Annotated in this window: 14 protein-coding genes; 4 read left to right on the forward strand and 10 right to left on the reverse strand. The window is 60.5% G+C overall.

Annotated features, from left to right (window positions below; translation table 11 throughout):
- Positions 1 to 47: 47 nt before the first annotated feature.
- From creC to rloA2, 3 genes are read right to left on the reverse strand one after another with little or no spacing between them, the layout of a single operon-like run.
- Positions 48 to 1,469: a two-component system sensor histidine kinase CreC gene (gene creC / locus AC3WK5_RS23480; protein WP_103315878.1), complete on the reverse strand. Its 1,422-nt coding sequence runs from the start codon at positions 1,467 to 1,469 to the stop codon at positions 48 to 50.
- Positions 1,469 to 2,149 carry a two-component system response regulator CreB gene (gene creB, locus AC3WK5_RS23485; protein WP_103315877.1) on the reverse strand — a complete coding sequence of 227 codons (681 nt, stop codon included), beginning with the start codon at positions 2,147 to 2,149 and terminating at the stop codon, positions 1,469 to 1,471. The genes creC and creB overlap by 1 nt, the downstream gene beginning before the upstream one ends.
- A 59-nt stretch (positions 2,150 to 2,208) precedes the next feature.
- Positions 2,209 to 2,712 carry a retropepsin-like aspartic peptidase RloA2 gene (gene rloA2, locus AC3WK5_RS23490; protein ID WP_103315876.1) on the reverse strand — a complete coding sequence of 168 codons (504 nt, stop codon included), beginning with the start codon at positions 2,710 to 2,712 and terminating at the stop codon, positions 2,209 to 2,211.
- 162 nt (positions 2,713 to 2,874) lie between these two features.
- Here rloA2 and yihG point away from each other — a divergent pair, with 162 nt between their 5' ends.
- Positions 2,875 to 3,804: a 1-acylglycerol-3-phosphate O-acyltransferase, YihG family gene (gene yihG, locus AC3WK5_RS23495; RefSeq protein WP_103315875.1), complete on the forward strand. Its 930-nt coding sequence runs from the start codon at positions 2,875 to 2,877 to the stop codon at positions 3,802 to 3,804.
- On the opposite strand, the gene AC3WK5_RS23500 is transcribed toward yihG, so the two are convergent.
- Both AC3WK5_RS23500 and AC3WK5_RS23505 read right to left on the reverse strand, forming a co-directional pair.
- Positions 3,763 to 4,326, reverse strand: a complete 564-nt coding sequence (locus AC3WK5_RS23500; RefSeq protein WP_103315874.1) for a DUF2780 domain-containing protein — start codon at positions 4,324 to 4,326, stop codon at positions 3,763 to 3,765. The genes yihG and AC3WK5_RS23500 overlap by 42 nt on opposite strands.
- Positions 4,327 to 4,538: 212 nt before the next feature.
- Positions 4,539 to 5,102 (reverse strand): DUF2780 domain-containing protein, encoded by a 564-nt coding sequence (locus AC3WK5_RS23505; RefSeq protein ID WP_103315873.1) that lies wholly within the window; start codon positions 5,100 to 5,102, stop codon positions 4,539 to 4,541.
- A 224-nt stretch (positions 5,103 to 5,326) separates the two neighbouring features.
- Here AC3WK5_RS23505 and AC3WK5_RS23510 point away from each other — a divergent pair, with 224 nt between their 5' ends.
- Genes AC3WK5_RS23510 through AC3WK5_RS23520 form a run of 3 tightly spaced genes read left to right on the forward strand, consistent with a single transcriptional unit; the run spans position 5,327 to position 7,278 of the window.
- Positions 5,327 to 5,920 (forward strand): fasciclin domain-containing protein, encoded by a 594-nt coding sequence (locus AC3WK5_RS23510; protein ID WP_103315872.1) that lies wholly within the window; start codon positions 5,327 to 5,329, stop codon positions 5,918 to 5,920.
- 54 nt (positions 5,921 to 5,974) lie between these two features.
- Positions 5,975 to 6,607 carry a sigma-70 family RNA polymerase sigma factor gene (locus tag AC3WK5_RS23515; RefSeq protein ID WP_103315871.1) on the forward strand — a complete coding sequence of 211 codons (633 nt, stop codon included), beginning with the start codon at positions 5,975 to 5,977 and terminating at the stop codon, positions 6,605 to 6,607.
- Complete coding sequence (locus AC3WK5_RS23520; RefSeq protein ID WP_103315870.1) at positions 6,604 to 7,278, forward strand: anti-sigma factor; 675 nt, start codon at positions 6,604 to 6,606, stop codon at positions 7,276 to 7,278. Before AC3WK5_RS23515 ends, AC3WK5_RS23520 begins: the two co-directional genes overlap by 4 nt.
- A 205-nt stretch (positions 7,279 to 7,483) precedes the next feature.
- Here the strand turns inward: AC3WK5_RS23520 and fdhA are convergent, their stop codons facing one another.
- The 5 genes from fdhA to AC3WK5_RS23545 form a co-directional block, all read right to left on the reverse strand.
- A complete protein-coding gene (fdhA, locus tag AC3WK5_RS23525) occupies positions 7,484 to 8,683 on the reverse strand; it encodes a formaldehyde dehydrogenase, glutathione-independent (protein ID WP_019580688.1) in 1,200 nt (399 codons plus the stop codon).
- 218 nt (positions 8,684 to 8,901) lie between these two features.
- A complete protein-coding gene (gene purU / locus AC3WK5_RS23530) occupies positions 8,902 to 9,759 on the reverse strand; it encodes a formyltetrahydrofolate deformylase (protein ID WP_054594367.1) in 858 nt (285 codons plus the stop codon).
- Positions 9,760 to 9,908: 149 nt separating this feature from the next.
- Positions 9,909 to 10,541 carry a sarcosine oxidase subunit gamma gene (locus AC3WK5_RS23535; protein ID WP_054594368.1) on the reverse strand — a complete coding sequence of 211 codons (633 nt, stop codon included), beginning with the start codon at positions 10,539 to 10,541 and terminating at the stop codon, positions 9,909 to 9,911.
- A 163-nt stretch (positions 10,542 to 10,704) separates the two neighbouring features.
- A complete protein-coding gene (locus AC3WK5_RS23540; RefSeq protein ID WP_103315869.1) occupies positions 10,705 to 13,722 on the reverse strand; it encodes a sarcosine oxidase subunit alpha in 3,018 nt (1,005 codons plus the stop codon).
- Entirely contained in the window at positions 13,719 to 14,048 is a 330-nt protein-coding gene (locus AC3WK5_RS23545; protein WP_054594370.1) for a sarcosine oxidase subunit delta, read from the reverse strand. The genes AC3WK5_RS23540 and AC3WK5_RS23545 overlap by 4 nt, the downstream gene beginning before the upstream one ends.
- Positions 14,049 to 14,055 lie beyond the last annotated feature (7 nt).

Raw genomic sequence — 14,055 nt, forward strand, 5'->3', positions numbered from 1 at the left:
GGAGAGTGTGTGGAGAAGCAAAAGATCGCAGGCTGCGATCTTTTAGCTTATGAAGGCAATCGCAGCGTCACCTCGACGCCGCCCGGCACATTACAGACATGCAACTCACCCCCATGCAACTTGACTACTTCTTCAACGAAGTTAAGCCCAAGGCCGGTACTTTTACGTCCACTGTCCGGGCGTGGCAGTGAATAGAAGCGTTCGCTCAAACGCCCCAGGGCGTAATCCGGAATCGGTTCGGCCTGATTGAACAGTTTGAATTCGACCTGCTCGGCATGCCGTTCGGCGGTGAAGCGCAAGACGCCGTGGGACGGGGAGAAATCCAGAGCGTTCTCCAACAGATTTCCCAGTGCCTGACGCAGCAAGAACGGCTCGCCCAGCACACCCAGATCGGTTGAAATCTGCTTTTCGATCTTCAACTGCTTGCGCTCGATACGCGCATGCTGACCGCTGAGCAACTCATCGACCAATGCTGCCAACGGCACCGGTACACGCTCTTCCAGCCCTTGACGCTGTTCGACCTGCGCCAGGTTCAACAAGCGCTCGATCAACTGCTGCATCCGCGCACTTTCACTGTCGATATTGCGGACAAAGCGCTGTTGTTGTGTTGCCGGCATCTCGCCTTGCAGCAACTCGGCGGCACCGCGAATCGCCGCCAACGGGCTCTTCAGTTCGTGAGTCAGTGTATGCACGTATCGTTCGACGTAAGCCTTGCCTTCCAGTTGCGTGCGCATGCGCTCCACCGCCGTGGCCAGTTGCTCCAGCTCTGCGCCGCGATAGTGTGGCAGCTCGGCCCGTCGACCTTCGCTGACCGCCTGGGCGTAAGCGGTCAACTGCCGTAATGCGACACTCAGCCACCAGGACAACGCCGCACCGAACAACAAGCCGAGGCCGATCAACCCGGCGCCGTACCAAAGCAATCGACGTTCGGTGCGGTCGACGTAAGGCTGCAATGAGCTGTTGGGCTTGGCCACGGTGACCACGCCGATAATCTGCCCGTTATCGCGGATCGGTGCGCCGACGTGCATCACCGAAGAAGTGGCATCGTCAGCGATGCTGCGGGTCGAGCGTGCGCCGTATTCGCCGCGCAAGGTCAGGTACACATCGTTCCAGCGCGAATAGTCCTGGCCCACTGCTACGCCACGGGAGTCCAGCACCACGATGCCCTTGGCATCCGTGACGTAGATACGGTGGTTGACCGAATTTTTTGGCAAACCCCAGATTGTCGCCGCCGGCTGCCGCTCGCCGTAAGCCTTGAGCAACTCGGGCCAGCGATTCTGGTTGAGGGTGCCAGCCTTGAAGTCATCGCGCAGGATTTCGGCCATCAGATTGGCGGTGTCCACCAGGGTTTCTTCGGTGGACTGTCGAACGCCTGGGCGGATTTCCTCCATCACCGTGTTGAGCACGAAGTAACCGGTCAGGCCGATGAACAGTACATAGACCAGGAAGATCCGGATTCCCAACGGCATCAGCTATTCCCCGGGCTGTAGCTGTAACCGAGGCCACGGTGAGTCTGGATCGGCTCCGCATTGGCAGCCACCAGACGCAGCTTGGCGCGCAGGCTTTTGATGTGGCTGTCGATGCTGCGCTCATAACCCGCATCGGCGGCGACCCCCAGCGCATCGAGCAGTTGCTCGCGACTGAAGACCCGCTCGGGTTGCTCCAGCAAACACTGCAACAGACGAAACTCGTGGCGAGTCAGGCCCAGGGGTTGACCGCGATAGCTGATCTGCACGCGATCAATGTCGACCTGGAACACGGCGCTGGACGACTCGTTCACCGCACGCGGCGCCATGCGTTTGAGAATCGCCCGGACTCGCGCCGCGACTTCCCGAGGGCTGAATGGCTTGACGACGTAATCGTCGGCGCCGATCTCCAGCCCCACGACCCGATCGATCTCGCCGTCGCGGGCACTGAGGAACATCACCGGCACTTCGCTGAAGCGCCGCAACTGTTTACAGGTCTCGAAGCCGCTGATATCCGGAAGGCCGATATCCAGAATGATCAAGTCTGCAGGTGTCATGCGCTGATGTTCGAGCGCCGCCGCGCCGAGGCTCAACCACGTAGTGGTAAAGCCTTCGCCCTGCAAGGCAAAAATCAGCGTATCGGCAATTGCCGCTTCGTCTTCGACAATCAGGATATGAGGCATGGCATCCAAGCCCGGCAATTAAGTGGGCGAACGGTGCCCCAAGGCTGATTCGGCGTCAATCAGCAGTCAGGCTTATCCGCGACAAAGCGTCTGGCCGGGTTCACCGCCGCACCAAACTCACGTAATGCCTTGGCACCGATCAGCAGCGGGTAATTGAAACTGCTGCGGTCGGTCAGGTTGACCTCGACCGTGCGCTTGATGCTGCCCAGGCACAGTTCCAGTTCGACGACCGGACGCTTGGCGACGTCCGTCGTGTCTTTTTCATCTTCCTCGTCGGCGCGGCTTTTGATTTTGCTGATGCGCAAGACTTTGTGTTCGAAGACCTTGTTGCTCGCATCCTTGGTACCCAGACGGAAGCGCACCCAATCTTCGCCATCGCGGGTGAAGGTTTCGATGTCCTTGGCCGACAGGGATGCTGTCAGCGCGCCGGTGTCCATCTTGGCCTTGAGGACCTGGCCACCGATTTCCGGCAGCTTGATGTATTCATAACGACCATAAAGGGTCGGCTCGGCTGCCATGACCGGCAGGGCCACAAGGGCTAACAATGCGAGGATGGATTTCACGTAATGGATTCCCTGGGAGTAGGACGACGGGATTTTAGACCGCAGTTGTAATGATCGTTCGAGCATACCCAGACAAAAGTGAAACATTCGTCGCCACCCGCATTTGGCCTCTGGGCCGAAGCTGCTTATCATTGCGCGCCCAAACGCTTCCAAGAGTTATTTATGCGCCGCCTGCTCACCGGCTGTTTCGTCACCTTGCTGCTGTTACTCAACACCCTGGTCCTGTTCGGTCCGTTGATGGTGTTTGCCCTGCTGAAACTGCTCTTGCCGGGGCGCTTTCGTGATGATGCCAGCGCGGCGGTGATGTGGATCGCCGAGACCTGGGCCGAAATCGACAAACTGATTTTCGCCCTGTGCATCCCCACACAATGGGACATTCGCGGCGGCGAAGGCCTGCGGGCCGACACCTCTTACCTGGTGATCAGCAACCACCAGTCCTGGGTCGACATCCCGGCGCTGATCCAGACGCTCAACCGGCGCACGCCGTTCTTCAAGTTCTTCCTGAAGAAAGAGCTGATCTGGGTACCGTTTCTGGGCCTGGCCTGGTGGGCACTGGATTACCCATTCATGAAGCGCTACAGCAAAGCTTTCCTGGCCCGGCACCCGGAACTGCACGGCAAGGACCTGGAGATCACCAAAGCCGCCTGCGAGTTGTTCAAACGCCAACCGGTGAGCGTGGTCAATTACCTGGAAGGCACTCGCTTCACACCAGCCAAACGCACCGAACAGCAATCGCCGTTCAAGCACTTACTCAAACCCAAGGCGGGCGGCGTGGCGTTTGTATTGGCGGCGTTGGGTGAACAGCTGGATGCGGTGCTCGATGTGACTGTGGTGTATCCACAGGCGAAGATTCCGGGTTTCTGGGATTTGATCAGCGGTGCGGTGCCAAGAGTGATCATCGACATCAAGACCCGCGAGCTGGATCCGGCGTTGTGCCAGGGCGATTACGAAAACGATCCGGCGTTTCGCCAGAGCGTCCAGAACTGGGTCAACCAGCTCTGGACCGAGAAGGACTTACGCATCGACGCGTTGCGCGCCGAGCGGACTGAATCAGCCGTCGGCGCCCCAGATCCCGCCAAGGCTATTGAGTAGCGAACCACCGACACCCTGCTGACCGAGGAATTGCAGCAGGATCGGGGTGAACTGGCCGATCATGCCGCCGTCCATGCCCAGCGCGCTGAAGGCGCTGCTCAGGTCATTGGTGTTCTTCACGTTATCCAGGTTGCCCAGGACGCTGTCCAGAGGCGACGACTTGCCGGACGAGCCACCGAGCAGTCCGCCAAGCATACCCAGACCACCGCCAGCCGACAGCATGCCCAACCCCGGCGCGTCTTTAGTCAACTGTGAATAGTCGGTCGAGCTCAGCTGGTTCTTCGCCAGACCCAGCATCGCGCTCGTGCCACCGATGGCCTGTTCCGGGGTCACGTTCAGCACACTCAGCGCGCTCAACAGGCCTGTTGCCTGCGGGGTCGATGCAGTGGCCGCCGTCTCGTCGCCGTCCTGCATGCCGGACATGACACCCGCCACATCGTTCAGGCTGAAGCCGGCAGCGAAGACCGGGCTGGTCGCCAGGGTCATGAGCGAAGCCAAAGCAAAACCGCGTGAAATCTTCATCGAAACCAACTCCTGAACCCTGAAAGCCACCCGAATGCGGGCGGAAAACTGCTGGTTTGACCGGAACGGGTCAGGCATTGTTCCGTGGCGACGCCAGCCTTTTTCAGCACTGCAACGATCCGGTGTTTTGCCAGAGCGTCCAGAACCGGGTCAACCAGCTCTGGACCGAGAAGGGCTCATGCATCGACGCCTTGCGCGCCGAGCAGGTTGAATCAGCCGCCGGCGCCCCAGATCCCGCCGAGGCTGTTGAGTAGCGAACCGCCAACACCCTGCTGACCGAGGTATTGCAGCAGGATCGGGGCAAACTGGCCGATCATGCCGCTGTCCATGCCCAACGCGGTGAAGGCATTGTTCAGGTCATTGGTGTTCTTGACGTTGTCCAAGGCGCTGTCCAGGCCTGTCGACTTACCCGGCGAACCACTGAGCAAACCGCTCAAACCCCCCAGGCTGCCCAATGCATTGCTGCCCGACAGCTGATCAAGACCCGGCACTTTATTGGTCAACTGGGAATAATCGGCCGCGCCCAGCTGATTCTTCGCCAGCCCCAACATGGCTCCTGTGCCACCAATCGCCTGCTCCGGGGTGACGTTCAGCGAACTCAGCGCGCTCAACAGACCTGCTGCCTGCGGGGTCGGTGCAGCGGCAGCCGTCTTGTCGCTGCCCTGCATACCGGACACGGCACCGGCCACATCGTTCAGGCTGAAGCCTGCGGCGAAGACCGGGCTGGTCGCCAGGGACATGAGCGAAGCCAAAGCAAAACCGCGTGAAATCTTCATCGAAAGCAACTCCTGAACCCTGAAAGCCACCTGCAATCAGGTGGCGGAAACCAGCCGTTTAACTGGTCGCGACATTAATTGTTCCCGGCCATTGTGCGCCACACCGGCGTGCGTGAAATCTAGCCGAAAAATATTTTTCCTGCGCTGCATCCGATCTCTGACCCACTGCGTATATCAAGCACGGACAGACATTCCTGGCCGATTCCTCACCTAGGACAATCACCATGAAGCGCACTACGATTAAAACCCCGTTGATCGCCAGCCTGCTGAGCCTGGCCGTAACCTGCGGTTTGACCCTCAACAGCGTGCACGCGGCAGACATGAGCCACGACTCTGTAATAGTCGGCGGACAAGCCATGATGCCGAGCAAGGACATCATCGATAACGCCGTGAACTCGGCGGATCACACCACTCTGGTCGCCGCGGTGAAAGCCGCTGGCCTGGTCGATACCCTCAAGGGTAAAGGCCCGTTCACCGTGTTCGCACCGGTCAACTCGGCGTTCGCCGCCCTGCCCGCCGGCACCGTCGACACTCTGCTCAAACCTGCCAACAAAGCCACGCTGAGCCATATCCTTACCTACCACGTGGTCGCCGGCAAATTCGACATGGCGACGCTGGCCCAGCAGATCAAGGCCGGCGGCGGTAAAGCCGAACTCACCACCGTCAGCGGCGGCAAGCTGTGGGTGACGATGAACGGCCCGCACAACATCACCCTCAAGGACGAAAAAGGCGCCACCGCCGACATCACGACCTATGACGTGTACCAATCCAACGGCGTGATTCAAGTCATCGACAAAGTGCTGATGCCGAAAAGCTAAGCGCTGACGCCGGCCCTGTGGATCAGGGCCGGCGTTGCCTTGAGGGCTGTCGCCGTGAATGGAACAACAACGCGCCGTGAACTAACCTCAGCCTGCAACCGACAGCGCATACCCACCGGGATTGTTTGGAGAACGGTCATTTCCAGCGCCGACGCCGAACCGCTCAGACAGCTGCTCGCCCAGTGTTCACTGGGTGACCGCCGTGCGTTCGAAACGCTCTACCGCAGCGTTGCACCGCGCCTGCATGGCGTGGCGCTGCGCTTCATGGGGCGCAGCGACCTGGCCGAAGAAGTGCTGCAGGAAAGCTTCGTGCGCATCTGGAACAACGCCTCGCGCTACCAGGCGCATTTGTCGGCGCCGATGACCTGGATGATCAACATCACCCGCAACCAGGCCATCGACCAGTTACGCAAACACCGCGACCGCCGCCTCAGCGAACTGGAAGAACAGGCGCTGGTCGACGAAGCGCCCTCGGCCCAGGAGTTGCTCAGCAGCGACCGTGAAGCCAGCGCGCTGAAGCGCTGTCTCGAGACCCTTGAAGGCATGCAGCGTCAATCGATCACCGTGGCCTACTTTCAGGGTTTGTCCTGTTCTGAACTGGCCGATCATCTGGCGGCGCCCCTGGGCTCGGTCAAGTCCTGGATTCGCCGTGGCATGGAGCGCCTGCGCAGGTGCCTTGAATCATGAACTATCAATCCAGAAGCCTGCGCCGTGCCCTCGCCGCCGACTACGCGATTGGCCTGATGCCCGCCGCCGCACGCCGCCGCTTCGAACAGCTGCTGCTGGACGACGCCGAGTTGCGCGTTGAGCTGGCCAAGTGGCAAGAAAGCCTGGCCAGCCTCAACGAGCCGCTGGTGGAAGTGCCCGTGCCCGACCGGGTATGGACAGCCATCAATGCGCGAATCGAACCGCAAGAACTGCACGTGCCGGCCAAACGTCCGTTCTGGAACTGGTTGCGTGTGACGGTGGCCGTCTGCTCGCTGCTGGTGGCCGTGACGCTGGGCATTCTCTACAACCGCGACAGCAGCCAGTACAGCGCCACCTTGCTCAGCGCCAGCGCGCAGCCTGCCTTGCGAATCAAGGCTCACGACGATTATCTGCAAGTCGAACCGCTGGCCCTGGCCACCGTCGCCCCCGGACACAGCCTCGAATTGTGGGCGGTTCCAGCGGATGGCAAACCGATTTCCCTGGGCGTAATCCCGGCCGGCGGCAAAGGTCGAGTCGCGTTGAGCGAGAAACAGCATGCGCTGCTCGGTAAACCGATAGCGCTGGCGGTCAGCCTGGAGCCTGAAGGCGGTTCGCCGACCGGGCAGCCGACCGGGCCGGTGTTGTATCAAGGAGCGTTAGCGGGGTTGTAGCCATCCACTGTGGTGAGGGAGCTTGCTCCCGCTCGGCTGCGAAGCAGTCGTAAACCGACTGACATGTTTTGACTGACACACCAAGGTGAATGGTTTTGGAGCTGCTTCGCAGCTCAGCGGGAGCAAGCTCCCTCGCCACAGGGTTGGTATTCCGAGCATAAAAAAACGGCGACCCGAAGGTCGCCGTTCTTGTTTGCGTGAAGCCTTACGCCGCGCTGAACAACTTGTGCGGATCGATCACAAACTTCTTCGGTACGCCGGCATCGAATTCGCCGTAACCACGTGGTGCGTCGTCGAGGCTGATGACCTCGACACCCACGATGTCGGCAATCTTGATGCGATCCCACATGATCGCCTGCATCAGTTGGCGGTTGTACTTCATCACCGGGGTCTGGCCGGTGTGGAAGCTGTGGGATTTGGCCCAGCCCAGACCGAAGCGGATGCTCAGGCTGCCCATTTTCGCGGCGGCGTCGACTGCACCCGGATCTTCTGTCACGTACAGGCCTGGGATACCGATTTTGCCGGCAACCCGAACCACGCCCATCAGCGAGTTGAGTACGGTGGCCGGTGCTTCGTGTTTCACCCCGGCATGGCCGTGACCGCGAGCTTCGAAGCCTACGGCATCGACGGCGCAGTCCACTTCCGGTTCGCCCAACAGTGCAGCGATTTGTTCGTGCAGTGGGGTGTCTGTCGACAGGTCGGCGATTTCGAAACCCTGAGCCTTGGCATGGGCCAGGCGGATCGGGTTGACGTCACCGATGATCACCACCGCAGCACCCAGCAGGCGAGCGGAAGCGGCAGCTGCCAGGCCAACCGGGCCGGCGCCGGCGACGTACACGGTGCTGCCAGGGCCAACGCCGGCAGTCACTGCGCCGTGGTAACCGGTGGGCAGGATGTCGGAGAGACAGGTCAGGTCACGGATTTTTTCCATGGCCCGGTCGCGATCTGGAAGTTTCAGCAGGTTGAAGTCGGCATACGGCACAAACGCGTATTCGGCTTGGCCACCGGTCCAGTCACCCATGTCGACATAACCATAGGCACCGCCCGGACGCGCCGGGTTAACGCTCAGGCAGACGCCAGTATGTTGCTCTTTGCACGAACGGCAACGGCCACAGGCAACGTTGAAAGGTACCGACACCAAGTCGCCGATCTGCAGGTTCTCGACACCGCTGCCCTTCTCGATCACTTCACCCGTGATCTCGTGGCCCAGCACCAGACCGGTTTGAGCCGTGGTGCGACCACGTACCATGTGCTGGTCGGAACCACAGATATTGGTGGATACCACGCGCAGGATGACGCCGTGCTCGATCTTCCTGCCGCGCGGGTCCTGCATTTTGGGATAGTCGATTTTCTGTACTTCGACCTTGCCTGCGCCGAGATACACCACACCACGATTACCAGACATGCTTTCACCTCGCTGTTGTTTTTATGAAACCGCGTTGCCAACTGAGGGCAACGCGTAGATTGCTTGGGTTAGTGCTTGTGTCTTGTGTTGTCTGTAAGGGCCTCATCGCGAGCAAGCTTTGCTCCTACGAGGTGATGTCGGCCGTTAGATAACGGGACGACGCGATCACTGCAGGAGCAAGGCCCGCCCGCGATGGGTCGCGAAGCGGCCCCAAAAATCTAAAGAACTACTGTTCTGTTGGCGTTGAGAAACACCCGCCGTTCAATGTGATAACCCACTGCCCGGGCCAACGTCAGCCCCTCGATATCCCGGCCTTTGGCAATCAGGTCTTCGGGGTAATGGCTGTGATCCACCGCTTCCACGCCCTGGGCGATGATCGGGCCTTCGTCGAGGTCGTTGTTGATGTAGTGCGCCGTGGCGCCCACCAGTTTCACGCCCTTGTTGTAGGCCTGGTGATACGGCTTGGCGCCTTTGAAACCAGGCAGCAACGAGTGGTGAATGTTGATCGCTTTACCATCGAGCTTGCGGCACAGCTCCGGCGACAGCACTTGCATGTAGCGCGCAAGCACCACCAGCTCTGCACCGGACTCTTCGATCACCTGCCAGACCTGCCGCTCTTGTGCTGGCTTGTCGTTCGGGTCGAGCGGGAAGTGGTAATAGGGAATCCCGTGCCAGTCGGCCAGCGGCTTGAGGTCCGGGTGGTTGGACACCACCGCGACTACATCCATCGCCAGTTGGCCAATGCGCTGGCGATAGAGCAAATCGTTGAGGCAGTGATCAGCCTTGGAGACCATGATCACCACTTTTGGCCGGTGGTGCGGCGGGGTCAGTTCGAACACCATGCCGAACGCGTCGGTCCGTTCGGCCAAGCCTGTGCGGAATGCCTGTTCGTCGAAACTCGACGGCTGACGAAACTCCACGCGAATGAAGAAACGTGCAGACAGCCGATCATCGAAGGAGTGGTGCTCGGTGACGTAGCAACCCTGTTCGAACAAAAAGCGGGTCACCGCATCCACCGTGCCCAGGACGCTTGGGCAATGGGCAGTCAAAATCCATGTGTCTGGTGCGCGGCTCATAATGCGGTGACTCCTTTGTGGCGAGGGAGCTTGCTCCCGTCGGCTGCGTAGCAGTCGTAAATCTACGGATTCGGTCTCACTGGCGGAATGCTATAGATGGCATTGGGGCTGCTGCGCAGCCCGGCGGGAGCAAGCTCCCTCGCCACAGATCAGGCCTGGACGCTAAGGCCATACTCAGCCGCTGCATCCTGCAACCACAGCCACCAGTAATCCGAGAAGCTGCGACGGATCAGCAGTTCCCAGGTGTCTTCAGCGGTGTGGCGGATCACCAGTTGCGATTTGGCGAACACCGTGCCCACCGCTTTGCCCACCGGGAAGTTGTTGGGGTGCACGTCGTAGCTGGTGGACTTCATCAGCACTTCGCGGACTTTCGGGCCGCTCAGTTCAAGAATCTGTTGGCCACCGCTGACGTTGACGATAGCGATATGCAAATCGCCCAGGGCTTCACGCAGTTTTTTCTCGGCGGCGAACTCTTCGCCGCTAGGCACGATCAGCAGCCACTCGTCCGGGCCCATCCATTGCAGGCTGGTTTCGCCTTTGGCGACCACGGTCAGCGCGACCGGCAGTTCAAGGCCCAGGGCCTTGTGCACGCCAGCGGCGAATGCCGGGTTGTGGGCATCACCACGAATGGTCAGGTGACCCAGGAGTTTTTTCTCACGCACGGTGACACCGGCGTTTTTACGGCCCTTGCCCACCAGGCTTTGCAGGCCCGCGTGGTGCAGCGACGACTCGGCCTTTGCCCCAGTGGTTGGGCGCTGTTGGTAAACGTTGGCTGTGGTCATAAAGCACCTTTATCAATTCTGTTGGGGCCGGTTCCTGTGGTGGCTGTTCTACCGCCTTCGCGAGCAAGCCCGCTCCCACATTCGACCGCGTTCCCCTGTGGGAGCGGGCTTGCTCGCGAATGGGCCGACTCAGTGTCATGCCCATCCACAAGAACTGAGGCCACTAGATGTTCTGGCGATCGCCTTTCGGATCGAAGAACACCGAAGAAACGATTTCCGCTTCGATCACGCTGCCGTCGGCCAACGGCGCGAACACACGCTCGCCGATGCGCTTCAAGCCACCTTTGACCACACCCATGGCAAACGAGTAGCCAAGGGAGTTGTGGGCGTAGCTGGAGGTCACGTGACCGACCATGCTCATCGGGATCGTTTGCTTGGTGTTGAACACCAGTTGCGCACCTTCCGGCAGCCATTTGGTCGGGTCGATCGGCTTGAGGCCGACCAACTGTTTGCGCTGATCACGCACACAGTCTTCACGGTTCATGCCACGCCAGCCGATCCACGAGAACGGTTTGGTGCGACCGACGCACCAGCCCATGTTCAGGTCGTCCGGGGTCATCGAGCTGTCAGTGTCCTGGCCGACGATGATGAACCCCTTCTCGGCCCGCAGGACGTGCATGGTTTCAGTGCCGTACGGCGTCAGGTTGTACTTCTTGCCAGCCTCGACGATTTTTTCCAGGACGCCCATGGCGTAGTCGGCCTGTACGTTGACTTCGTACGACAGCTCACCGGTAAACGAGATCCGGAACACCCGCGCCGGCACACCACCGACCAAACCTTCTTTCCAGGTCATGAACGGGAAACCGTCCCGGTCCAGATCGATGTCGGTGACTTCGCTGAGCAGCTTGCGGCTGTTCGGCCCCGACAGGGTCATGGTCGCCCAGTGGTCGGTAACCGAGGTGAAGTACACCTTCAGGTCTGGCCATTCGGTCTGGTGGTAGATTTCCAGCCATTGCAGCACGCGCGCAGCGCCGCCGGTGGTGGTGGTCATCACGAAGTGGTTGTCGGCGAGGCAAGCAGTAACGCCGTCGTCGAAGACCATCCCGTCTTCTTTACACATCAGGCCATAACGAGCCTTGCCCACGTCGAGCTTGGTCCAGGCGTTGGTGTAGACGCGGTTGAGGAACTCACGCGCATCCGGGCCTTGAATGTCGATCTTGCCGAGTGTCGAGGCATCCAGCAGGCCAACGCTTTCACGCACGGCCAGGCATTCGCGTTTCACCGCGGCATGCAGGTCTTCACCGTTTTTCGGGAAGTACCAAGGACGTTTCCACTGACCGACGTCTTCGAACTCGGCGCCGTTTTTCACGTGCCAGGCGTGCAGTGCGGTGTAACGCACTGGTTCGAAGATGTGCCCACAGTGACGACCGGCAACCGCACCGAATGTCACCGGCGTGTAGTTCGGGCGGAACATGGTGGTGCCCATCTGTGGGATGGTCACGTTCAGCGAACGGGCGGCGATGGCCAGACCGTTGACGTTGCCAAGCTTGCCCTGGTCAGTACCGAAGCCCAGTGCGGTGTAACGTTTTACGTGCTCGACCGACTCGAAGCCCTCGCGGGTCGCCAGTTCGATGGCGGCCGCGGTGACGTCGTTCTGCAGGTCGACGAATTGCTTCGGCGCACGTGCGGTAGCCTTTTCATGCGGCACCTGGAACAGCGCCAGAGTCGGTTCTTCGACACGGCTCAGGGCTTTTGGCAGAACGCCTTCGACCGCTTTGAAGCCGGCTTCGCTGGCCGCGCGCACGCCGCCTTCAAAACCGTCGGCCAAAGAATCGCCGAGGCTGTAGACGCCATTGATGCCGCCCACGCAAACGCGTTTTTGCGGTGCTTCGCCCGGGATGAAACCGAGGATGTCTTCACGCCAGATCGGTTTGCCACCCAAGTGCGACGCCAGGTGAACCACCGGGCTGTAGCCGCCGGAACTGGCAACCAGATCGCATTCAAGCCACTCGCCAGGGCTGGTGACGGTGTGCGCCTTGACGTCGATCGCGGCAACACGAGCAGCGGTGACGCGCTTGCTGCCGCGTGCTTCGATGACGGCGCTGCCAGTCAGGATACGGATGCCTTTGGCGCGTGCTTCTTCGACCAGCGCACCGCGAGGATTGCTCCGCGCATCGGCGATGGCCACCACTTGCAGGCTGGCGTCGAGCCAGTCCAGCGCCACGCGGTAGGCGTGATCGTTGTTGGTCGACAGCACCAGTTTCTTGCCCGGTGCTACGCCGTAACGGCGCACGTAAGTCGAGACGGCACCGGCGAGCATGTTGCCCGGCACGTCGTTGTTGCCGTAGACCAGCGGACGCTCGTGAGCCCCCGTTGCCAGCACTACGCGCTTGGCGCGAACCCGGTGGATACGCTGACGAACCTGGCCGATCGGTGCGCGGTCGCCGAGGTGATCGGTGAGGCGTTCGTGAATGGTCAGGAAGTTGTGGTCGTGGTAACCGTTGACGGTCGCACGAGGCAACAGCAACACGTCAGGGGTGTTCTTGAGCTCGGCAATGACACTGGCGACCCACTCGGTGGCTGGTTTGCCATCGAGGCTTTCGCGGGAATCGAGCAGGCTGCCGCCAAACTCTTCCTGTTCATCGGCCAGAATCACTCGGGCGCCGCTGCGCGCAGCTGCCAAGGCAGCCGCCAGACCGGCCGGGCCACCGCCGACGATCAGCACGTCGCAGTGCTGGTTCATGTAGTCGTAGGTGTCCGGATCGTTTTCGGTCGGCGAACGACCGAGACCTGCAGCCTTACGAATGTACTTCTCGTAGGTCATCCAGAACGATTGCGGGTACATGAAGGTTTTGTAGTAGAAGCCCGGCGGCATCAGCTTGCCGCCGACCTTGCCGAGAATCCCCATCATGTCGTTGTTTACGCTCGGCCAGCCGTTGGTGCTGGTGGCGACGAGGCCCTGGTACAGCGCCTGTTGAGTGGCGCGCACGTTAGGAATTTGCGTGGCTTCGGTAGCGCCGATCTGCAGCACCGCGTTCGGCTCTTCAGCACCTGCGGCGAAGATCCCGCGAGGACGCGAATACTTGAAGCTGCGACCGATGATGTCGACGCCGTTGGCCAGCAATGCAGCGGCCAGGGAGTCGCCTTCAAAGCCCTTGTAGACCTGACCGTTGAAGGTGAAGCTCAGGACTTTGTTGCGGTCGATCCGTCCACCGTTGGACAGGCGATTGATCTGGCTCATACCTTCGCTCCCAGAGCCTGCGCGGCCGCTTTCGGACTTTCAGTCTTGTCGGTGAACTGCGGCTTGGTGCCGATCTTGTAGGTTTCGAGAATCTCGTAGGTCACGGTGTCACGGGTGACGTTGAAATACTGACGGCAACCGGCGACGTGATCCCACAGTTCGTGGTGCAACCCGCGAGGGTTATCACGGAAGAACATGTAGTCCCCCCACTGCTCGTCGGTGCAAGCGCTCGGGTCCAGTGGACGCGGGATGTGCGCCTGGCCGGATGCATGGAATTCCTCTTCGGAGCGCAGTTCGCCGCAGTGAGGACAGAAGATGTGCAACATAGGGATT

The organism is Pseudomonas sp. FW306-02-D09B (genome assembly GCF_058782685.1).

Coding starts and splice junctions, on each gene's coding strand:
- AC3WK5_RS23535 (WP_054594368.1), bottom strand. CDS start 10,541: ATGACCACAGCCAACGTTTACCAACAGCGCCCAACCACTGGGGCAAAG.
- AC3WK5_RS23510 (WP_103315872.1), top strand. CDS start 5,327: ATGAAGCGCACTACGATTAAAACCCCGTTGATCGCCAGCCTGCTGAGC.
- AC3WK5_RS23500 (WP_103315874.1), bottom strand. CDS start 4,326: ATGAAGATTTCACGCGGTTTTGCTTTGGCTTCGCTCATGACCCTGGCG.
- purU (WP_054594367.1), bottom strand. CDS start 9,759: ATGAGCCGCGCACCAGACACATGGATTTTGACTGCCCATTGCCCAAGC.
- creC (WP_103315878.1), bottom strand. CDS start 1,469: ATGCCGTTGGGAATCCGGATCTTCCTGGTCTATGTACTGTTCATCGGC.
- AC3WK5_RS23545 (WP_054594370.1), bottom strand. CDS start 14,048: ATGTTGCACATCTTCTGTCCTCACTGCGGCGAACTGCGCTCCGAAGAG.
- AC3WK5_RS23520 (WP_103315870.1), top strand. CDS start 6,604: ATGAACTATCAATCCAGAAGCCTGCGCCGTGCCCTCGCCGCCGACTAC.
- AC3WK5_RS23540 (WP_103315869.1), bottom strand. CDS start 13,722: ATGAGCCAGATCAATCGCCTGTCCAACGGTGGACGGATCGACCGCAAC.
- fdhA (WP_019580688.1), bottom strand. CDS start 8,683: ATGTCTGGTAATCGTGGTGTGGTGTATCTCGGCGCAGGCAAGGTCGAA.
- yihG (WP_103315875.1), top strand. CDS start 2,875: ATGCGCCGCCTGCTCACCGGCTGTTTCGTCACCTTGCTGCTGTTACTC.
- creB (WP_103315877.1), bottom strand. CDS start 2,149: ATGCCTCATATCCTGATTGTCGAAGACGAAGCGGCAATTGCCGATACG.
- AC3WK5_RS23505 (WP_103315873.1), bottom strand. CDS start 5,102: ATGAAGATTTCACGCGGTTTTGCTTTGGCTTCGCTCATGTCCCTGGCG.